Here is a 19,027-nt window from a genome sequence, read left to right on the forward strand (position 1 = left end):
TTTACGGACACGTAGGAGAACCTCATGCCCGTCGTACGCGGCAAAATCATCGAGCCGCTTTACACCGCCGAACAGATCGCCGAGCGCAACCATGCGATCGCGGCGCAGATCGCCACCGGTCCGACCAAGGACCTGCTGGTCATTGCTATCCTCAAGGGCTCGTTCATCTTCGCCGCCGATCTGTTGCGGGCGCTGCATGACGTGGGTCTTGCGCCGGAAGTCGAGTTCGTCACGCTGTCGAGCTACGGCGCCGGAACCGTTTCGCAAGGGGTGCGGATCGTCAAGGACATCGACAGCGACGTGAAGGATCGCGACGTGTTGCTGATCGACGATATCCTCGAATCCGGCCGTACGCTGAAATTCGCCAAGGAAATGCTCTATGAGCGCGGCGCCCGTAATGTTTCCGTCGCCGTGCTGCTCGACAAACGCGTCAAGCGCCAGGAGGATCTGGAGGCGGATTACGTTGGTTTCGAATGCCCGGACTATTTCGTCGTTGGTTACGGCATGGACGTCGCCTATGCTTTTCGCGAGCTGCCTTTCGTCGGCGTCGTGACCGGAGACGCCTGACCGATTTGCTTGGCTTGGGGAGACGAGGTGTTAACCATGTCGGCCTGCAATGGGCCGGCGTTTACTCCTCGACAAGAAAACTCTGTTGATTTGCTCCCAGATAACAAAACACGGGAGCGATCACCGCAATGGCAAAAATCCTGATTACCGAGGACGAAGATTCGCTTCGCATGTTCGTTGCGCGGGCGCTTCGTCTCGATGGTCATGAGACCCATGAAGCGGGTGACGGCGCGGAAGGCCTCGAAAAGCTGAGCGAGGGCACCTTCGATCTGCTGCTTTCCGACATCCGCATGCCGGTCATGGACGGCATCGAACTCGTGCATCAGGCTTCCGCAAAATTCCCCGATCTGAAAATCCTGCTGATGACCGGTTATGCCGAGCAGCGGGAACGTGCCGACGATCTTGCGGCCAAGGTGATCGATGTGGTGCAGAAACCGTTCGCGCTTCCCGATATCCGCCGTGCCGTCGCCTCGGCGCTGGCAGCCGCAAACTCCCGCGCCGCCTGATAAATCTTTAGGCCGGCTTTAGGTCAGCGAATATCCAGAAGCCGTTCCAGGTATTGCCGCTCCGCATCACCGGAAAGCGCATTGCCGAGCTTCTCGCGGATCGCTTCGAGGATTTGGCGGGCGCGCTGGACATCGATTTCATCCGGCACCTTCACCTGATCGCCAAAATCCGGACCTGACGTGGCACGCGGGCGCCCAAGCGGGTCGCGGCCGTTCTGACCGCCTTGCGAGGTCATGTTTTCGCCCGGGCCGCCACGATCCTGGCCTTGGCCCTGACCCTGCTGCTGCATGGCCTGCATCATCTGCTGCATCATGTTCTGGGCGCCTTGGCGAAGCGCATTGAGCGCGTTGCCCTGGCCCTGCACGGCCTGCTCGCCCTGGCCGTCGCCCAGCGCCTTGCCGGCATTGCCCATCTCGTTCTGCGCCTTGCCGAACCCTTCGCCGGGTTGCATGCCGAGGCCCTTCAGCGCCTGCTGCAGCTCTTCCAGCTTCTTGCCAAGGCCTTCCTGCTGGGCGCGGAGGTTCTTCAGCGCTTCACGCAGCTGCTCGGCGGTCATCTGGTCGGTGTTCTGCTGACCCTGTTGGCCCTGTTGACCTTGCTGCTGTTGACCCTGCTGCTGCTGTTGTTGGCCTTCCTGGCCGGGCCGCTCGCTCGGGTCGCCGCGCTGCATGCGGTCGCGGAGCGCCTGGTCCAGCTTGAAGGTCTGGTCCATCAGACGCTGCTGTTCCTGCATGATTTCGCCGAGCTTGTCGATCTGCTGGCGCATCTGGCCGTTCTGCTGCTGCTGCCCCTGCTGGCCCCGCTGCGGTCGGCCGGCCTGCAGGTTGTTCATCATCCGCTGCAATTCGTTGAGCATCTGCTGGGCGGCGTCGCGATTGCCGGACCGGGCGAGATTTTCGATCTGGTCCATCATGTTCTGCAGGTCGCGCTGGCGGATGACGTTCTGGGACTGCATATTGTTGGGCGCCTGCGGAGCGTTCTGCATCCGCTGCGCAAGCTCGTTCATGAACTGTTGCATGGCCTCGCGCAGTTCCTGCATCAGCCGGGCGACCTCCTGGTCGGATGCCTTGTTCTGCAGCGCTTCGGCAAGGTTGCGCTGCGCGTCGCGCAGGCGGCGTTCGGCCTGGGACAGGTCACCATCCTCGATGCCGAGTGCGATTTCCCAGAGATATTCGGCCGTATCCTTCAGCTGTTCCTCGTTGCGGGCGAGCTTCATGCGCTCGAGCGCCGACCTGATCAGCAGGAAGTGGCTGAGGTTGGGAATGGTCTCGTCGGGACGGATCGCCAGCGCCTCGTTGAGCTCGATGGCGCGGGGCATCTGGCGGGTATCGAGCGCGAAGACCTGGCGCTCTTCGGCGACGGCGGCCGCCAGCGGTTCGGAGAAGCCGCGCGAGGGCAGCACCATTTCATGGGTCGGGCTGCGGCCGGTCTGGCCGGCGCCATCCTTGGCGATCAGGGTGATCTTGACGCGCTTGCCGGCGAGCGGATGCTCGATCAGGCTTCGGCTCGTCAGGCTCTTGACCTCGCGGCTGTTCTGCCGCGGCAGGTCGAGCCGGTAGTCCGGCAGCGGATAAAGCGGGGTTGCGCCCGGAGCGGGCTTGTCGACCGGTTCGATCAGAGCATGAGCTTCGCGGATGCCGTAATCGTCCTTGCCGGTGTAGCCGATCTCCAGCGCGCCGTTGACGGAACGCTTCGGCTGGCCATCGAAGGCGATTTCCGGCGGCCGGTCCGGGATCACGTCAAAGGCCCAGGTCTGGCCGTTGACGGTCAGGCTGCCGCTTTCGGCGACGTTGAGCGCATAGGTGCGGGGCGGCCGCTGCTGGTTAGGCTGCTGTTGCGATGCGGCCGGTTGAGCCGATGTCTGTGGGGCCGGTGCCTGCCCGGCCGTCTGCTGCCCCTGCTGACCGGCGGCCTGCTTTTGCTGCTGCGCGGCGTCCTCGGCTGCCTTCTTGGCTTCCTCGGTGATCAACGTCGATGGTTGCCCTCCAGCCTTCGGGGCGAAGACGACTGCCTCGCCGCCTTCGCCGCCGGTGACGCGCACCGTCAGGGCCGAATTCTGCGGGATGGAGACGGTGGCGACGGTGGTGGTCGCCTCGCGGCCGGTCAGGAAGACCGGTGCACGGCCGGTATAGGAAGGCGGCGTCAGCCAGGCGTCGATGCGCAGATCCGGATTGATGCTCGGCGCCGGTGGTGCGGGCCGGAAGGCATCGGCGGGAGAACCGCCGCCGTTCGAGAAGGAATAACCGAGCGCGACGACGAAGACGAGAGCAGGAATGGCGCGGAGCGCGAACCGGTCGTGCCGGGCGATATCGGGCTGCGGCAGGCCGGCGTCGAGCGCTGCAATACGCTCGGCCATGCGGATCTGATGTTCTTTCCACAGGGCACGGGAGAAGGGCGTTTCGAAAGCCGGCTGGTCGTCCTGCACGCCAACCGGCTGGTGGGGCAGGTTGTTGCGGACTTCCAGAAGCCGGTCGGCGTCAGCCACCGCCGGCCAACGCAGGCGGCTTAACGGCAGCAGAGCATATACGAAGGCAAAGGCGAAGCCGCCGACCAGGACCCAGCGCACCCAGTCCGGCGCGATCCGGAAAATCCCGAACCAGGCCACCGACAGGAAAAGCGCCGCAATCCCGACGGGCGCGAGCAGCAGCGGCAAAATCCGTTCGAAAAACAACACGATCCGTGCGAAGGACCGTTTCAGTGCGACGCGGCGCGCAAGCACGGGATGCAATTCGAAGGCACCTTTGCGGATGAAGCTCATGCGATCCGTCTCCAGTCGTGGCGGCGCAAATCAAGCTTCCAAGATAACGATGTTTGTGGCGAAGACGAGGGCAGGGGGCAATCCACCCCCATATTTTCCAAGCTTTCCCGTAAAAGTGAACGGCGCGTTAAATGTTCACGCAAGCCATGCGGGCACGGAGTCGAGGCCGATGAGTTCCTCGTAGCTGCCGCGCGGCCGCACCACATGGAACTCCGATCCCTTCACCAGAACCTCCGGCACCAGCAGCCGGGTGTTGTATGTTCCTGCCTGCACGGCGCCGTAAGCGCCTGCCGAAGAGACGGCGATCAGGTCGCCGGGCTTGGGTTCCGCCATCTCGCGGTCGAGCGCCAGGTAGTCGCCGGTTTCGCAGACCGGGCCGACGACGTCGCCCTTGATGCGTGGCGCATCGGCGGCGGGCACGACAACCGGACGGATCATGTGGTAGGCGTCATAGAGCGTCGGACGGATCAGGTCGTTCATCGCACCGTCGACGATCACGAAGGACTTTTCGCCGCCATCCTTCACGTAGATGACTTCGGTCACCAGGATACCGGCATTGCCGACGATCAGCCGGCCGGGCTCGGTAATGATCTTGCACTCCAGCGACCGTAGCTGGCGCTTCACCGTTTCCGCATAGGCATCGGGAAGCGGCGGCGGGTTGTTGTCCTCGCGATAAGGAATGCCAAGGCCACCGCCGATATCGACGTGGTCGATCCGGTGGCCGTCGGTGCGCAGCGTCTCGACCAGTTCGCGCAACAGCCGGAAAGCGTGATCGAAGGGCTGCAGTTCGGTTATCTGGCTGCCGATATGCATGTCGATGCCGGTGACGTCGATGCCGCCAAGCGTCGCTGCGTGTGCGTAAACCGCGCGGGCGCGCTCGTAAGCGATGCCGAACTTGTTTTCCTTCTTGCCGGTCGAGATCTTGGCATGGGTGCCTGCATCGACATCCGGATTGATGCGGAAGGAGACATGCGCCCGCTTTCCAGCTTTCAGGGCGCGCAGGTTCAGGACTTCCAGCTCAGGCTCGGATTCGACGTTGAAACAGTAGATGCCGGCTTGCAGCGCCAGATCCATTTCCTGCACCGTCTTGCCGACGCCGGAAAACATGATGCGGTTTGCCGGAATGCCGGCTGCAAGCGCGCGACGCAGCTCTCCGCCGGAGACGACATCGACGCCGGCGCCGAGCCGGCCGAGCGTCTTCAGCACCGCCTGGTTGGAATTCGCCTTCATGGCATAACAGACCATCGCGTCCACATCGGAGAACGCCTTGGCGAAAACCTTGTAGTGACGTTCCAGGGTGGCCGTCGAATAGACGTAGAAGGGGGTCCCGACCGCCTTGGCGATTTCCGGGATCGGCACGTTCTCGGCGTGCAGCACGCCGTCGATGTAATGAAAATGATTCACGGTAAAACTCGGAAAATTACAGGAGCGGGTCGAGCAGGAAAGGCCGGTCGGCAACCGGCTCGGCTTTCTGTTTATCCGGTTTGCCGCTCTTGCGGATGTTCTGCTGCTCCACCGGCGTGCTCGGGCGGTCGAGACTGCCCTTGCGGCCGCAGCCGACGACAACGATGCCGGCGAGGCTCAGCACAAAGGCGATGCGGGCGATTTTTACCAGGGACTTCGACATTCTATTCCTTCTCCGGCACGGCTGCGGAACTTTCATAGCGAAGTTCCGCGCGCTTGTGCAGTCACTATCCGGTATCACTTCTCAGCGTTCGTTCCGGCTGACGTCAATTCCGACCGCGCCACCAGGCGATCTGTTTGCGCACTTCCGCCGGCGCGGTGCCGCCGAAGCTGGTGCGGCTGGCGACCGAGGCGTCGACGGAGAGGACATTGAAGACCTTGTCGGTGATATCAGGATTGATCGACTGCAGTTCTTCCAGCGACAGTTCGGAAAGGTCACAGCCTTTCTCTTCGGCAAGCGCCACGGCGCGGCCGGTCACATGATGGGCGTCGCGGAAGGGGAGCCCGACTTCACGCACCAGCCAGTCGGCAAGGTCCGTCGCAGTCGAATAACCGGCGCCCGCTGCGGCGCGCATCTTGTCGGCACGGATCGTCATGTCGCGCATCATGCCGGTCATCGCGGCGATCGCCAGTTCCAGGTTCTCGGCGCAATCGAAGACCTGTTCCTTGTCTTCCTGCATGTCCTTGGAATAGGCGAGCGGCAGGCCCTTCATGACGGTCAGCAGCGCTACCAGCGAACCGTTGATGCGCCCGGTCTTGGCACGCACCAGTTCGGCGGCATCCGGGTTCTTCTTCTGCGGCATGATCGACGACCCGGTCGAGAAGGCATCCGACAGGCGCACGAAGCCGAATTGCGGCGTCGACCAGATGACGATTTCTTCGGCGAGGCGCGACAGGTGTACGGCGCAGATCGCGGCGACCGACAAAAATTCAAGCGCGAAATCGCGGTCGGACACGGTATCGATCGAATTGCGGGTCGGCTCGCGGAAACCGAGGGCCTTGGCCGTCATGTGGCGGTCGATCGGATAGGGCGTGCCGGCGAGTGCGGCGGCGCCGATCGGGCTTTCGTCGAGATGGTCGATCGCGTGCCGCACGCGGGCGCGGTCACGGCCGAACATTTCTACATAGGCCATGCAGTGATGGCCGAAGGTGACCGGCTGGGCGGTCTGCAGATGGGTGAAGCCCGGCATGACCGTATCGGCGTGTTCCTCGGCGCGGTCGAGAAAGGCTGCTATCAGGCGGGTCAGCATCGCTTCCGTCTTGACGAGCTCTTCCTTGACCCAGAGGCGGAAGTCGAGCGCCACCTGGTCGTTGCGCGAGCGGGCGGTGTGCAGGCGTCCGGCGGCGGGGCCGATCAGCACTGCCAGCCGCGCCTCGATGTTCATGTGGATGTCTTCGAGCTGCCTAGAAAATTCGAACTTGCCGGTTTCGATCTCTGACATGATTGTGTTCAGGCCGGAGACGATCTTGTCTTTATCTTCGCCCGAAATAATGCCCTTTTCCGCGAGCATCGTCGCATGCGCTATTGAGCCGCGGATATCCTGGGCGAACAGCTTCTTGTCGAAACCGATCGAGGCATTTATCTCCTCCATGATCGCGTCCGGCCCTGAAGCGAAGCGTCCGCCCCACATCTGGTTGGAGGATACTGCGTCCTTCGTGCCGTCAGCCATGATGTCTAGTCCTGGAGTAATTGATGACGACCAAAAGACCCTTCGGCCTTCCGTCCGCCAGATTGATCGTGATTGCCGCCGTTGCGGGAATACTTGCCGGTGCCGTGGCGGTATACGTGACGAATGTGGGGTCTGGCAATGGCGAGACCGGGCTCTCCGCCCAATCCTCCGGCGCCTGCGCGGGCGCTGTCGAGACGGTGAAGTCGGTTTCGCAATTCTCCAAGGGCCAGGTCGCCGCCATGGTTGCCGCCCAGCCGCCGAGGCCGCTCGACCTCGCCTTCAAGGGACCGGACGGCCGGGACCTCAAGACCGCCGATTTCGCCGGCAAGACCGTGTTGCTCAATCTCTGGGCCACCTGGTGCGGCCCATGCCGGGAAGAGATGCCGGCGCTGAATGCGCTGCAGAAAGGCATGGGGGCTAAGGACTTCGAGGTCGTGGCGGTCAATATCGATACCGGCAGCGACGAAAAGCCCAAGGCTTTCCTCGCCGAATATGGCGTCGATACGCTCGGTTATTACCGCGACAGTTCAATGGGCGTCTTCAATTCGTTGAAGAAGGAAGGCCTCGCCTTCGGCCTTCCGGTGACCTTGGTGATGGACAAGAAAGGCTGCCTGATCTCGGCGATGAACGGTCCGGCAGCCTGGGACAGCCCGGATGCCACGGCGCTGATCACGGCGGCGAAGGGGCCATAGACCCGCAATTTCCAATTGAAATAATGCAAACTGCTACTCTATGCTGCTTTTGGTTGTGATGGTCAAAGCAGACGCGCCCCTGTCAGGCGCATCGGGGAGATGGGCTCCTCCGACCCGGCGAAGGCCTCGCCATCCAACTGGAGAGTGAACTATGTGGCTCATGCCATTTAGCATCACGTTTATCTTACGGAAAACCCGCACGAGCTGGCAGGCAAGCGTGCGGGTCACATTCCAAAAATAAAGCAGAGAGGCGGGCGAAAGCTCGCCTCCCACTCCGTCAATATAGTTTGAAATGCCTTTTCTGACAAGGCAAGGCCAAAATAGCGTCCGCCTACCGTGTCGGCACCGGCACTTCGCCGCGATAATCGTAGAATCCGCGGCCGGCTTTGCGGCCCAGCCAGCCGGCTTCGACATATTTTACCAGAAGCGGGCAGGGGCGGTATTTGCTGTCCGCCAAGCCGTCGTGCAGGACCTGCATGATCGACAGGCAGGTATCGAGGCCGATGAAATCGGCGAGCTGCAGCGGGCCCATCGGATGATTGGCGCCAAGCTTCATGGCGGTGTCGATCGCCTCGACCGAGCCGACGCCTTCATAAAGCGTGTAGATCGCTTCGTTGATCATCGGCAGCAGGATGCGGTTGACGATGAAGGCCGGAAAATCCTCGGCGACCGTCGCAGTCTTTTCAAGCGCGACGACATAGTCCTTGGCGGCCCGGAAGGTCGGCTCGTCGGTGGCGATGCCGCGCACCAGTTCCACGAGCTTCATCACTGGCACCGGGTTCATGAAATGTATACCCATGAAGCGCTCCGGACGGTCGGTGGCGGAAGCAAGGCGGGTAATGGAAAGCGACGAGGTGTTGGTTGCGAGCAGGGCTTCGGGTTTGAGGACCGGACAGACTTGCGCGTAGATCTTGCGCTTGACGCTTTCGTCTTCCGTCGCGGCCTCGATCACCAGGTCCATCGGCGCGAGATCGTTGAGGTCTGAAGAGCCGGAAATCAGCGCAAGGGCCGCTTTCCGCTCGTCATCGCCGAGTTTGCCGTTGGAGACCTGGCGGGCAAGATTGCCGTTGATGGTTGCGAGCGCTGCTTCGATCCGGTCCTTGGACACATCGTACATCTGCACCTTGTATCCGGCGAGAGCCGAAACATGCGCAATACCGCAGCCCATCTGGCCTGCTCCGATGATGCCGATGCTTTTTATGACCAAACCCATGGTTTCGCTCCCTGGGCGTTTACGCCATCTCAAGCGTACGCCTATTTCATAGAAATGCCGGACTGCATGTATGCAGTCCGGCAGATTGTTATTCTGCTGCTTGTCGTTTTGCCAGCATTTTTCGCGCTTGCGAAATGAACAAAGGCTCAAAGCGCCTTTTCGAGTTGGGGCAGGATTTCGAAAAGATCGCCAACGATGCCGTAGTCGGCGACCTGGAAGATCGGGGCTTCCTCGTCCTTGTTGATGGCGACGATGACCTTCGAATCCTTCATGCCGGCGAGATGCTGGATGGCACCGGAAATGCCGACGGCGATATAGAGCGCCGGTGCGACCACCTTACCGGTCTGGCCAACCTGCCAGTCATTGGGTGCGTAACCCGCGTCGACCGCTGCGCGCGATGCGCCGACGGCTGCACCGAGCTTATCGGCGACCGGCAGGATGACTTCCTTGAACTTTTCCGACGAGCCGAGCGCACGACCGCCGGAGATGATGATTTTGGCAGACGTCAGTTCCGGACGTTCGGAAGACGAAAGAGCATCCGAGACGAAGCTCGAAACGCCTGGATTGGCTGCAGCCGAGATGTTTTCGACCGAGGCGGAACCGCCGTCGCCAGCCGCCTGAAAGGAGGCGGTGCGCACCGTGATGACCTTCTTGGCGTCGGTCGACTGGACGGTCTGGATAGCGTTGCCGGCATAGATCGGCCGCTTGAACGTGTCGGCCGAAACGACCTCGACGATCTCCGAGACCTGCATGACGTCGAGCAGGGCTGCGACGCGCGGCATGACGTTCTTGGCGGATGCCGTCGCAGCGGCGATGATCGTGTCGTAGGAACCGGCCAGCGAAACTATCAGAGCCGAAAGCGGTTCTGCGAGGTTGTTGGCGTAGTCGGCGCTGTCAGCGAGCAGGACCTTGGAAACGCCGGCAAGTTTTGCAGCGGCATCGGCCGCAGCCTTGGCGCCGGAGCCCGCGACAAGCACATGCACGTCGCCGCCGATCTTGGAGGCTGCGCTCAGCGCCTTGGCTGTCTGGTCGTTGAGGCTCGCATTGTCGTGTTCTGCCAGAAGAAGAATGGCCATGTTGATGTTCTCCCTTTCCTTACAGAACGCCGGCGGCCTTCAAGGCGCCAACCAGTTCCTCGACCGTCTTCACCTTGATGCCCGCCTTGCGGCCGCCCGGTTCTTCCGTCTTCAGGACCTTGAGCCGCGGCGCGGTGTCGACGCCGAAATCTGACGGAGTCTTCTTGTCGAGCGGCTTCTTCTTGGCCTTCATGATGTTCGGCAGTGAAGCGTAACGCGGTTCGTTGAGGCGAAGGTCGGTGGTAACGACGGCCGGAAGCTTGACTTCGATCGTCTGCAGGCCGCCATCGACTTCGCGGGTGACCTTGGCGGAACCGTCTGCGAGCTCGATCTTCGAGGCGAAGGTCGCCTGGGCGGAGCCGAGCAGGGCTGCCAGCATCTGGCCGGTCTGGTTCGAATCGTCATCGATCGCCTGTTTGCCGACGATGATCAGGCCCGGCTGTTCGGCATCGACGATGCCTTTCAGTATCTTGGCCACGGCAAGCGGCTCGACCAGGTCGTCGGTCTCGACCAGGATCGCCCGGTCGGCGCCCATGGCGAGTGCCGTGCGCAGGGTCTCTTCGGCCTTGGCCGGGCCGATCGACACGACCACCACTTCCTCGCACTTGCCAGCTTCCTTCAGACGCAGAGCCTCCTCGACGGAGATTTCGTCGAAGGGGTTCATCGACATCTTCACATTGGCGAGCTCGACACCCGTACCGTCCGGCTTTACCCGGATCTTGACGTTATAATCGACTACGCGCTTGACTGGCACCAGGATCTTCATGGGGTCCTTCCTTGACTATCTCCAGCCGCAAATTGCGACATTTGCTGCTTCCTCATTTGTCAGTTGGCGACATGGATACGCATTTTTCGCGCGATTACAACGCGGATTTGCCTCCAGGCATTGCCGTTTTCTCATAGTCCTATTCGGTTACCGCGGCGATCTGCGGAGCGCCTGGTTTTCGCTCGACGGCTTTCGGGGTGACGATGTCGCGGTCGAACAGCGGCACGCCTTTGCGGCGCATGAACAGCACGAGGATGGCGCCGACAATGATACCGCCCACATGCGCACCCCAGGAGATCATGCCATCGAGATCGAGCGCCAGCATGGCGAACTGCTGGACGATCCAGAGCGCCAAGGGAATGAAGGCCGGCAGCGGCAGCGGGATACGGAAGAGAACCAGCACCCAGACCCGCACGCGTGGATGCAACAGGAAATAGGCGGCAACGACGCCGGAAATCGCACCGGATGCGCCGATCAGCGGCCCTTCCGAACTCGATGCCACGAAACCGTGGAGAGCGGCGCCCGCCGCTGCGCAGGCGAGGTAGAAGATCAGGAATTTCACATGCCCCAGCGCATCCTCGACATTGTCGCCGAACACCCAGAGGAACAGCATGTTCGAGGCGAGATGCCAGAAATCCATGTGCAGAAAGGCATAGGTGACGAAGGTCAGGTCGTCCGGCACGATCACCAGCGACGGATCGAGCGTCGCGTAATTGAAGATCACCGCCGGAATGAAGCCGAGCCCAAGCGAGGCGCGTTCGGCCACTTCAGGCGCGGAAAAATTGGTGAAAAGCCATATCAGCACATTGAGGGCGATGATGCTGATCGTGACATATTGCACGCGGATGTACTTGAGTTCGACGGCATCGTGCAGCGGGATGAACATGCTGTTGGCTCCTGCGCCGTTGCGGTTACCGGTTCTTGCCAGGAACCCAGAGTATATCGGCTTTGCCTCCGTCATTGGCAAAACGCGCCGCAACGAACAGAAAATCGGAAAGCCGGTTGATATATTTCAGCGCCGCGACGCCGACGGTCTCGCTTCGGGACAGCTCGACCATCAGCCGTTCGGCACGGCGCGACACGGTGCGGGCAATATGAAGATGAGCGGCGGCGGGCGATCCGCCCGGCAGCACGAAGGAGGTCAACGGGTCGAGATGGGCGTTCAGCGCATCGATCTCCGTTTCCAGCCGCGTCGCCTGGGCTTCGACGATCCGAAGCGGTTCGTAGTCCAGCTTCTCGCCGGTATCCGGCGTGGCAAGATCGGCACCGAGGTCGAAGAGGTCGTTCTGGATTCGGAAGAGCATGGCATCGAGTTCGGCCATGTCTGACGTGTGCAGGCGCGCCAGCCCGATCGTCGAATTGGTCTCGTCGACCGTGCCATAGGCTTCGACGCGCAGGTCGTGCTTGTTGCGGCGCGGACCCGAGACCAGCGCCGTGGTGCCGTTATCGCCGGTGCGCGTGTAGATCTTGTTGAGCTTTACCATCCGCCATCATCAGAATCAGGTCGGGCGACCGCCGCCCGTAATCCAGAGAGTGAGCATGATGAGGACGATTGCAACTGCCTGCAAGAGAATACGCAGTTGCATCAGCTTGTTGGACTTGTTGGCGTCGGTGCCCTTCAACATATTGAACAGCCCGCGGATCAGGACGAGCACCACGAGGCCCATGACGATCAGGGCAAGGACGGTTGTGAAAGTGGACATTGTCGGATTGCTGCCTTTCAATCCAGCCGGCGCATCAATTTATAGAAGAGCACGGCCGGGAGTATTCTTTTCAGGAAAGCGCCCTGTTTGGCGGGCGTTGTTACCAGATAATGTGGCCTCGGACGAGGTGCGGTCAAGGCATGCGTCAAGACGTCATAGACGGCTTCGGGCCCAAGTTTATGGCGGTTGGCCTGCCCCCCGCCCTCGAGGCGCCTGAGCTGCCGCCGATACTGCTCCGCATGGACCGAACCTTCGAGGTCGACATGCTCGCGGATCTTGGCGAGCGCGTTGGCGGTGAAGCGAGAGGTGATCGGTCCGGGCTCGATGAGGCTTACCCCGATGCCGCTGCCTTCGAGTTCCATGCGCATGGTCAGCGTCAGCCCTTCGAGGGCGTATTTCGAGGCTGTGTAGGCGCCGCGATAACGATAGGGCAGCAGGCCCAGTATCGACGAACAGTTGACGATCCGGCCATAACCCTGAGCCCGCATGACCGGGATGACCCGCCGCGTCAGCTCGTGCCAACCGAAGAAATTGGTCTCGAACTGCTCGCGCAGCACATCGGTCGCCAAATCCTCCACCGCACCCGCCTGACCGTAGGCGCCGTTGTTGAATAGCGCATCGAGTCGTCCGCCGGTGCGCTCGAGCACTGTTGCGACCAGGGCTGCGATCGTATCCGGCTTGGTGTAATCCATCAAAAGGGCTTCGATGCCGTCCGCCTCGAGGGCTGCGAGATCGGCTTGCCTGCGCACCGTTGCAAAGACCCGCCAGCCATCGGCCTTCAGGGCACGCGTGCAATGGGCGCCGATGCCGGAGGAACAGCCGGTAACGATGATCGTTCTATTTTCGGCCATTCGGTGAGGCTCCCTGTACAATCGAAAGAGTTCCTCCCATATTTCCCACCACGTCACAACGGAGTTGCAATTGCCCGAAGAAAACCGCCCCGTCCGGTGGTATCGCCTCGCCTTCAAGGTGCTTTGGGACGCCTATTGGCATTTCTCGGATGACGATGGCTGGGCGATGGCGAGCCATGTCGCGCTTTCCGGCCTTCTGGCGCTGTTTCCGTTTCTGATCTTCGGCACCGCGCTTGCGGGTTTTCTGGGGGCTGGCGACTTCTCGCAGACGACGGTCCACCTGCTCTTCGATACTTGGCCGGCGGATATCGCGCAGCCCATCGCCTCCGAGCTGCAGAGGGTCCTCGAAATCCCGCGCGGCGGCCTTTTGACGATCTCGGTGCTGGCGGCCGCCTATTTCGCCTCGAATGGCGTCGAAGCCCTGCGCATTTCGCTCAACCGAGCCTATCGCGTCACGGAGACCCGGCCCTGGTACGTGACGCGGCTGGCGAGCCTCGGTTATGTCGTTATCCTGGTGGTGATCTTTGCGGTCCTCAGCATTCTGTTGCTTGCCGTTCCCGTGGCGCTGCGTTTTGCCGAGACCCGATTTTATTTTCCGTGGCTGATCAGCGACCTCACGACGGCGGCAAACTGGGGGCTCTATGGCACCGCCCTATTATTGCTGATCGGCCTGCTCGCTTCCCACAAGTGGCTGCCGGCCGGCCACCGCCGGTTGATCGACATCATTCCTGGCGTGACGTTGACGATCGTGGTCTGGACGTGTTTCGGGCTCGGCTTTGCCGCCTATCTGTCGACCTTCGCCAATTATACCGCCACCTATGCCGGTCTGGCGTCGATCATGATCGTGCTGATCTTCCTTTATATGGTAGGCGTCATCTTCATGCTCGGCGCCGAGTTCAATGCCGCACTGATGAAATACAAGATCTATTCGGTCTTCTCGCGCCGCCGGAAGGCGCATCGCGAGCGGGAGAAAATCCGCTCAGAGGCCGACGAAGCGGCGAATATCGCCGCCCGAGAGGCCCTGGTCGCGAAGCGCCGCGAGCCCGGTTGAGCCCTCGCTTTTCGACAGCTTCCTGCCATCTGGCCCCATGATCAGCCGGTGGTGATGATAGGCCGGCTGCGGCAGTTCCAGCAGTTCCTGCAGCAGGCGGTGCACGGCCGTCGCTTCGAAGAGATCAAGCCCGCGCACCACATGGGTGATGCCCTGCGCCGCATCGTCCACCGTCACCGACAGATGGTAGCTCGACGGCGCATCCGAACGGGACAGGACCACATCGCCCCAGACCGACGGATCGGCGGGGATTTCGCCGCGCGCTCTGTCGCCGCTCTCCGTCCAGTTCAGCGGCGCCTTGATGAGGCCAAGTGCCTTTCCCACGTCGAGGCGAAAGGCATGCCGGACACCCTCCGCGATCAGCCTTCGCCGCTCGGTCTCGCTGCGATATCTGTCGTGGTCGGGATAAAGTGGCGAACCATCCGGATCGCGCGGCCAGCTCTTCCCGTCCGCCTCGTAGGCAGCGACCCTGGCTTTTACGTCGCCGCGGGTCAGGAAGGCCGGATAGACGAGATCCATCTCGGTCAATCGCTCGAGCGCCGCATGGTAGGCGTCGAAATGTTCGGATTGCCGCCGCACCGGCTCTTCCCATCGAAGCCCCAGCCAGGCGAGATCGCGATAAATCGCCTGCTCGAACTCCGGCGTGCAGCGCGCAAGATCGATATCCTCGATGCGCAGCAGGAAATAGCCGCCCATTGCTTCCGCCATGTCGTAGTTGAGCAGCGCCGACAGCGCATGGCCGAGATGCAGAAATCCGTTCGGGCTTGGCGCGAAACGATAGACCGGTTTATCTGGAGGCGGAGCGGGCATGATTTCTTCTGCCATGCTTTTTGAAAAACTGCCATGGGGAGGCAACCAGTGGGGAGGCAGGCGGTGGCGATCATCCGCGATCATTCCGACATTCAGGCGGGGCTCGAGGCGTTGGTGACGCTCGATCCAAGGCTTGCTGATATCGTCGAGGCTTCCGGCCCGGTGCCGCTCAGGCTGAACGAGCCGGGCTTTTCCGGCCTTGCGTCGATCGTCGTATCGCAGATGGTGTCGAGGGCGAGTGCCGAGGCGATCTGGCGGAGGATAACGGCGGCCGGCCCGGTTACCGCCGAAGGGTATCGGGCCTTGGATCCCACTATCATCGCCACGTTCGGCCTCTCACGGGCAAAGGCGGCGACGCTTCATCATTTGTCCACGGCAATTTCGGAAGGGCATTTCGATCTCGCTTCCGTTTGCGCGCTGGAAACGGACGAGGCGATCCGGCAGATGACCACGCTGCCGGGAATTGGTCCGTGGACGGCGGAGGTCTACCTGATGTGCTGTGGCGGACATGCGGATATCTTCCCGGCCGGCGACGTGGCGCTGCAGGCTGCGGTCGCCCACGCATTCGGGCTCGAAACGCGGCCGTCCGCCAAAAATCTGGCGGTGATGGCTAAAGCCTGGGGGCCGTGGAGGTCCGTCGCCGCGCGGCTTTTCTGGGCCTATTACGCGGCAAAAATGCGTCGGGATGTCACACCTTTGGCCTGAAGCCGCGTCCGAGTATCCCACTGCATTTATTGGGCTTCACAATCCTGTAACAACGGACCTAATATAGAATATACAGATGCCGAATCGGGTAGGAGCGTCATTTGACGATTGCAGTCTCCCCGCAGGCCCTGCCGGCGCTCGTCCTGAACGCTGACTACCGGCCGCTGAGTTATTATCCCTTGTCGCTTTGGTCCTGGCAGGACGCGATCAAGGCGGTTTTTCTTGACCGTGTGAACATCATCGCGGAATACGATCACTCGGTCTGCTCGCCGAGCTTCTCGATGAAGCTGCCGAGCGTCGTCAGCCTCAAGACCTATGTCCAGCCGACCCGCAATCCGGCGTTCACCCGGTTCAACGTCTTCCTGCGCGACCGGTTCGAGTGCCAGTATTGCGGAGAACACGATGATCTCACCTTCGACCACGTCATCCCGCGCGCTCATGGCGGCGAGACCACCTGGGAGAATGTCGTGGCCGCCTGTTCACCCTGCAATCTGAGGAAAGGCAGCAAGCTGCCGAAGCAGGCCGCCATGTTCCCGCACCAGAAGCCCTACCAGCCGACGGTGCAGGATCTGCATAATAACGGTCGTCTGTTCCCGCCGAACTATCTGCACGAAAGCTGGATGGACTATCTCTACTGGGATACGGAACTGCAGCCGTAAGACGGAGAGGATCGAGCCGGTATTAGACGGGATGAAGGTCGATCCGGGGCAGCCTGCGCGAGAAATCGACCTGATCAGTGAGGGCGTGCTGCGTTTTGAAGTTCAGCGGGTGGCAAATTCGCTACCGGCTGGCGACTTCGTCGGGCGACTGGGTGTTGAGCAGCGTATCGATCCGCTTGCGTTCTTCTTCGAACCGGGCGAGCGCCTTGCCATTCAGCGAATTGCCGCCGGGCAGGCGGACTTTCATCGCATCGACCTTGGTACCGTTGACGATCAATTCGTAATGAAGGTGGGTGCCGGTCGACTGGCCGGTGGAGCCGACGTAACCGATAACCTGGCCCTGGGTGATCTTGGCGCCTTCGCGAACCCCCGGCGCGATCGCGCTCTGGTGATTATAGGAGGAGACATAGCCATTGGCGTGGCGGATGAGGGTCTGGTTGCCGTAGCCGCCGGAGTCCCAGCCGGCCTTTTCGACGACGCCGTTGCCGGTAGCGATGATCGGCGTGCCGCGCGGGGCTGCCCAGTCGGTGCCGGTATGCATGAGGGCTTTCCCGAGAATCGGATGGCCGCGCATGCCGAAACCGGAGGTCATGCGGCCGTTCGGAAGCGGGTTGCGCAGCAGGAACTGGCGGATACTCTTGCCGTCCTCGTCGAAATAATCGACCGAATTGTCGTCCGAATTCTGAAAGCGGTAGAAACGGCTCGTTGTGTCGCCAAAGCGGGCGTTGACGTAAAGCAGTTCGGAATCCTTGTTGGCCTGACCCTTTTCGTCGGCGACCGAGAAGAAGGCCTCGATCTTGTCCGTCGGCTTTAGCTGGGCCTGCAGGTCGACGTTGCTGGCAAGCAATTTCACCAGCGTCCCCGTCATTTCCTTGCTCATGCCGTAGGAAAGGGCTGCCCGGTAGATGCCGTCGTAGACGCGCGGCAGTTCGCGGCCGGCGACGACCTGTGCGGGCTGTTCGCTGAAGGCCGAGGCGACCGCGTCCAACATCGGCGGCTCCTGGCCATCCACGAAGCGGCCGTGGTCGTCGAGGGCGACCGTTACCCGGTGATCGCCGCGCCGGTAGAGGCTGGCGCGCACGACCAGAACCATGTCGCCTTCCTGAATAACCCCGATGCGCAGCACGTCGCCGACGGAAAGATTGGCTTCGCCGAGGCGGGATTGCAGGTAGCCGGAAATTTCCCGCGCCTTGCCTTCCGGATAGCCGACCTCGGCCATCGCCTGGCTGACCGTTTCGACCTTGCGCACCGGAATGATGTCGTCGGCATATTCGCGGGTATGGGAGTTGATCGCCTCAGGTGTTGAAACCGAGATGTTTTCCTCGACGACGCGGGCCGAAAGGCCGGCGGTGATATCGAGACCGCCGCCGTCATCCTTTGAGGAGAAGCGCTGCGGGTCGACATAATAGAGAGCCGAAAGCTGGCCACCGCCGTCGGTGAGCACCGAGCCGTTGGAACGGACGTTCTCCTCGACCTCCTCCAGCGTCATCGCTGGCGCGAAGGCATACATGCTGCCCTTAATGGGGAAGGCCACGGTCTGGAGACTGACCTCGGATTCGACGTTCGACCCGTAGATGACGCTGGCACGCGCTGCAGGCGGCGGCGGGGTCTCGCTCGACGAGAAGATCGTCATCGGATCGAAGTTCGGGTAATCTTCCTGCGCCACGTGGTTTGCGGCAAGGTTCATCTTCACATGCGCGAAAGGCTTGCGGCGAACGACTTCCTTATTGCCCTCGTGCACGACCGTCGAGACTTCCATCACCTTCCGGTCGGTCGGCATGGCGACGATATTGCCGCCGAGCAACCGCTTGCCGCGTGACGCTGCATCAGCATCGTTTGTCGGGATGGCGGCGGAGGCTTCGGCAGGGATGGCAAGCTGCTGCCGGCCGTCGAGGGCGGCAAACAAAGCAACGCCCATCAGAATGGAAGAGGTAATGCCGGTCAGGAAGGTGCCGGACAGCCAACGCAACGAAATCTCACGTCGATCCGGGGCGCGACGGCCGTCGGCGAGGATCGGCGGTTCGTTGCCGAGCGAGCGGATCATGCTGCGGGCCGTCATCATGCCAATTAAAGCCAGTCCCTGATACTCGTTATTGCCGTAGGCAGCTTTTATACTGCCTGCGGGACCTTGGGCCAAACATGTGCCCCTTTCAACATAGAGAGTCAAATCGGCGACGGTGCAAACGCGTACATTCGCCTGACATGCGCTTTTCGATTCCCTACTGGCCCTGTGGTAACCATGAGATTGTGAATTTGTCGGGGCGGTTTTGGGGCGAGGGCCGAAAGGGCGCTGTTTATACATGCTTCAAGGGGTCAAAAGTCGCCAGAAAACGGAAATTCGAAGAGTTTTTCCGAAATTCATCTTTTAAATCATTAGGTTGGCATTTTTCTCAAGATTTCTGAATCAAGGCTGTTGACTTCAAACTGGGGTCGGCACTATAACCCGCTCACTGAACGAGGGCGGCGGCGCTGCTGGCGACGACGACTTTCGTTCTACAGAAATCACTGATTGATTGGCGCATGCTGGTTGGGACC

At 61.5% G+C, this 19,027-nt stretch carries 19 protein-coding genes; 6 read left to right on the forward strand and 13 right to left on the reverse strand.

The window, feature by feature from the left end; translation table 11 throughout:
- The first annotated feature begins 24 nt into the window (after positions 1-24).
- Positions 25-567, forward strand: coding sequence for a hypoxanthine phosphoribosyltransferase (gene hpt, locus AC1DLT_RS16545; protein ID WP_038546323.1), 543 nt, complete (start codon positions 25-27; stop codon positions 565-567).
- A gap of 128 nt (positions 568-695) precedes the next feature.
- Entirely contained in the window at positions 696-1,073 is a 378-nt protein-coding gene (locus AC1DLT_RS16550) for a response regulator (RefSeq protein WP_151044711.1), read from the forward strand.
- A gap of 23 nt (positions 1,074-1,096) precedes the next feature.
- On the opposite strand, the gene AC1DLT_RS16555 is transcribed toward AC1DLT_RS16550, so the two are convergent.
- From AC1DLT_RS16555 to argH, 4 genes are all read right to left on the reverse strand, one after another.
- Positions 1,097-3,832, reverse strand: a complete 2,736-nt coding sequence (locus AC1DLT_RS16555) for a TIGR02302 family protein (protein ID WP_477487435.1) — start codon at positions 3,830-3,832, stop codon at positions 1,097-1,099.
- 135 nt (positions 3,833-3,967) lie between these two features.
- Positions 3,968-5,236: a diaminopimelate decarboxylase gene (gene lysA, locus AC1DLT_RS16560; protein WP_477487436.1), complete on the reverse strand. Its 1,269-nt coding sequence runs from the start codon at positions 5,234-5,236 to the stop codon at positions 3,968-3,970.
- Positions 5,237-5,252: 16 nt separating this feature from the next.
- Positions 5,253-5,459 (reverse strand): LPS translocon maturation chaperone LptM, encoded by a 207-nt coding sequence (gene lptM, locus AC1DLT_RS16565; RefSeq protein ID WP_247035155.1) that lies wholly within the window; start codon positions 5,457-5,459, stop codon positions 5,253-5,255.
- 103 nt (positions 5,460-5,562) lie between these two features.
- A complete protein-coding gene (argH, locus tag AC1DLT_RS16570; protein ID WP_038546309.1) occupies positions 5,563-6,966 on the reverse strand; it encodes an argininosuccinate lyase in 1,404 nt (467 codons plus the stop codon).
- 23 nt (positions 6,967-6,989) lie between these two features.
- Here argH and tlpA point away from each other — a divergent pair, with 23 nt between their 5' ends.
- Positions 6,990-7,658 carry a thiol:disulfide interchange protein TlpA gene (gene tlpA / locus AC1DLT_RS16575; protein ID WP_477487437.1) on the forward strand — a complete coding sequence of 223 codons (669 nt, stop codon included), beginning with the start codon at positions 6,990-6,992 and terminating at the stop codon, positions 7,656-7,658.
- Positions 7,659-7,989: 331 nt separating this feature from the next.
- On the opposite strand, the gene AC1DLT_RS16580 is transcribed toward tlpA, so the two are convergent.
- The 7 genes from AC1DLT_RS16580 to AC1DLT_RS16610 all read right to left on the reverse strand — a co-directional run bounded on the left by AC1DLT_RS16580 (position 7,990) and on the right by AC1DLT_RS16610 (position 13,267).
- On the reverse strand, positions 7,990-8,871 hold the full coding sequence (locus AC1DLT_RS16580; RefSeq protein ID WP_247035153.1) for a 3-hydroxybutyryl-CoA dehydrogenase: 882 nt from the start codon (positions 8,869-8,871) through the stop codon (positions 7,990-7,992).
- A 146-nt stretch (positions 8,872-9,017) separates the two neighbouring features.
- Complete coding sequence (locus AC1DLT_RS16585) at positions 9,018-9,947, reverse strand: electron transfer flavoprotein subunit alpha/FixB family protein (RefSeq protein ID WP_477487438.1); 930 nt, start codon at positions 9,945-9,947, stop codon at positions 9,018-9,020.
- A 19-nt stretch (positions 9,948-9,966) separates the two neighbouring features.
- Positions 9,967-10,713 carry an electron transfer flavoprotein subunit beta/FixA family protein gene (locus tag AC1DLT_RS16590; protein ID WP_477487439.1) on the reverse strand — a complete coding sequence of 249 codons (747 nt, stop codon included), beginning with the start codon at positions 10,711-10,713 and terminating at the stop codon, positions 9,967-9,969.
- A gap of 139 nt (positions 10,714-10,852) precedes the next feature.
- Positions 10,853-11,599 carry a rhomboid family intramembrane serine protease gene (locus AC1DLT_RS16595; RefSeq protein WP_477487440.1) on the reverse strand — a complete coding sequence of 249 codons (747 nt, stop codon included), beginning with the start codon at positions 11,597-11,599 and terminating at the stop codon, positions 10,853-10,855.
- Between the two features lie 25 nt (positions 11,600-11,624).
- Positions 11,625-12,197 carry a cob(I)yrinic acid a,c-diamide adenosyltransferase gene (locus AC1DLT_RS16600; protein ID WP_477487441.1) on the reverse strand — a complete coding sequence of 191 codons (573 nt, stop codon included), beginning with the start codon at positions 12,195-12,197 and terminating at the stop codon, positions 11,625-11,627.
- A 15-nt stretch (positions 12,198-12,212) separates the two neighbouring features.
- A complete protein-coding gene (locus AC1DLT_RS16605) occupies positions 12,213-12,416 on the reverse strand; it encodes a twin transmembrane helix small protein (protein WP_038546293.1) in 204 nt (67 codons plus the stop codon).
- 17 nt (positions 12,417-12,433) lie between these two features.
- Positions 12,434-13,267: an SDR family oxidoreductase gene (locus AC1DLT_RS16610; RefSeq protein ID WP_477487442.1), complete on the reverse strand. Its 834-nt coding sequence runs from the start codon at positions 13,265-13,267 to the stop codon at positions 12,434-12,436.
- A 70-nt stretch (positions 13,268-13,337) separates the two neighbouring features.
- On the opposite strand from AC1DLT_RS16610, the gene AC1DLT_RS16615 reads away from it, so the two are divergent.
- Complete coding sequence (locus AC1DLT_RS16615) at positions 13,338-14,318, forward strand: YhjD/YihY/BrkB family envelope integrity protein (RefSeq protein ID WP_046600828.1); 981 nt, start codon at positions 13,338-13,340, stop codon at positions 14,316-14,318.
- Here AC1DLT_RS16615 and gluQRS read toward each other — a convergent pair.
- Positions 14,247-15,143, reverse strand: a complete 897-nt coding sequence (gene gluQRS / locus AC1DLT_RS16620) for a tRNA glutamyl-Q(34) synthetase GluQRS (protein ID WP_477487443.1) — start codon at positions 15,141-15,143, stop codon at positions 14,247-14,249. The genes AC1DLT_RS16615 and gluQRS overlap by 72 nt on opposite strands.
- Positions 15,144-15,161: 18 nt before the next feature.
- On the opposite strand from gluQRS, the gene AC1DLT_RS16625 reads away from it, so the two are divergent.
- Both AC1DLT_RS16625 and AC1DLT_RS16630 read left to right on the forward strand, forming a co-directional pair.
- Positions 15,162-15,833 (forward strand): DNA-3-methyladenine glycosylase family protein, encoded by a 672-nt coding sequence (locus AC1DLT_RS16625; protein ID WP_477487444.1) that lies wholly within the window; start codon positions 15,162-15,164, stop codon positions 15,831-15,833.
- A 101-nt stretch (positions 15,834-15,934) separates the two neighbouring features.
- Positions 15,935-16,492: an HNH endonuclease gene (locus tag AC1DLT_RS16630; protein WP_007767848.1), complete on the forward strand. Its 558-nt coding sequence runs from the start codon at positions 15,935-15,937 to the stop codon at positions 16,490-16,492.
- Positions 16,493-16,613: 121 nt separating this feature from the next.
- On the opposite strand, the gene AC1DLT_RS16635 is transcribed toward AC1DLT_RS16630, so the two are convergent.
- Positions 16,614-18,554 carry a M23 family metallopeptidase gene (locus tag AC1DLT_RS16635; RefSeq protein WP_477487445.1) on the reverse strand — a complete coding sequence of 647 codons (1,941 nt, stop codon included), beginning with the start codon at positions 18,552-18,554 and terminating at the stop codon, positions 16,614-16,616.
- Between the last annotated feature and the right edge of the window lie 473 nt (positions 18,555-19,027).

The organism is Neorhizobium sp. 05N33, from assembly GCF_056397445.1.

Bases quoted from the DNA above. Each gene is read 5' to 3' on its own strand.
- hpt (WP_038546323.1), top strand. From the start codon at position 25: ATGCCCGTCGTACGCGGCAAAATCATCGAGCCGCTTTACACCGCCGAA.
- AC1DLT_RS16550 (WP_151044711.1), top strand. From the start codon at position 696: ATGGCAAAAATCCTGATTACCGAGGACGAAGATTCGCTTCGCATGTTC.
- AC1DLT_RS16555 (WP_477487435.1), bottom strand. From the start codon at position 3,832: ATGAGCTTCATCCGCAAAGGTGCCTTCGAATTGCATCCCGTGCTTGCG.
- lptM (WP_247035155.1), bottom strand. From the start codon at position 5,459: ATGTCGAAGTCCCTGGTAAAAATCGCCCGCATCGCCTTTGTGCTGAGC.
- argH (WP_038546309.1), bottom strand. From the start codon at position 6,966: ATGGCTGACGGCACGAAGGACGCAGTATCCTCCAACCAGATGTGGGGC.
- tlpA (WP_477487437.1), top strand. From the start codon at position 6,990: ATGACGACCAAAAGACCCTTCGGCCTTCCGTCCGCCAGATTGATCGTG.
- AC1DLT_RS16580 (WP_247035153.1), bottom strand. From the start codon at position 8,871: ATGGGTTTGGTCATAAAAAGCATCGGCATCATCGGAGCAGGCCAGATG.
- AC1DLT_RS16585 (WP_477487438.1), bottom strand. From the start codon at position 9,947: ATGGCCATTCTTCTTCTGGCAGAACACGACAATGCGAGCCTCAACGAC.
- AC1DLT_RS16590 (WP_477487439.1), bottom strand. From the start codon at position 10,713: ATGAAGATCCTGGTGCCAGTCAAGCGCGTAGTCGATTATAACGTCAAG.
- AC1DLT_RS16595 (WP_477487440.1), bottom strand. From the start codon at position 11,599: ATGTTCATCCCGCTGCACGATGCCGTCGAACTCAAGTACATCCGCGTG.
- AC1DLT_RS16600 (WP_477487441.1), bottom strand. From the start codon at position 12,197: ATGGTAAAGCTCAACAAGATCTACACGCGCACCGGCGATAACGGCACC.
- AC1DLT_RS16605 (WP_038546293.1), bottom strand. From the start codon at position 12,416: ATGTCCACTTTCACAACCGTCCTTGCCCTGATCGTCATGGGCCTCGTG.
- AC1DLT_RS16610 (WP_477487442.1), bottom strand. From the start codon at position 13,267: ATGGCCGAAAATAGAACGATCATCGTTACCGGCTGTTCCTCCGGCATC.
- gluQRS (WP_477487443.1), bottom strand. From the start codon at position 15,143: ATGGCAGAAGAAATCATGCCCGCTCCGCCTCCAGATAAACCGGTCTAT.
- AC1DLT_RS16625 (WP_477487444.1), top strand. From the start codon at position 15,162: ATGGGGAGGCAACCAGTGGGGAGGCAGGCGGTGGCGATCATCCGCGAT.
- AC1DLT_RS16635 (WP_477487445.1), bottom strand. From the start codon at position 18,554: ATGATGACGGCCCGCAGCATGATCCGCTCGCTCGGCAACGAACCGCCG.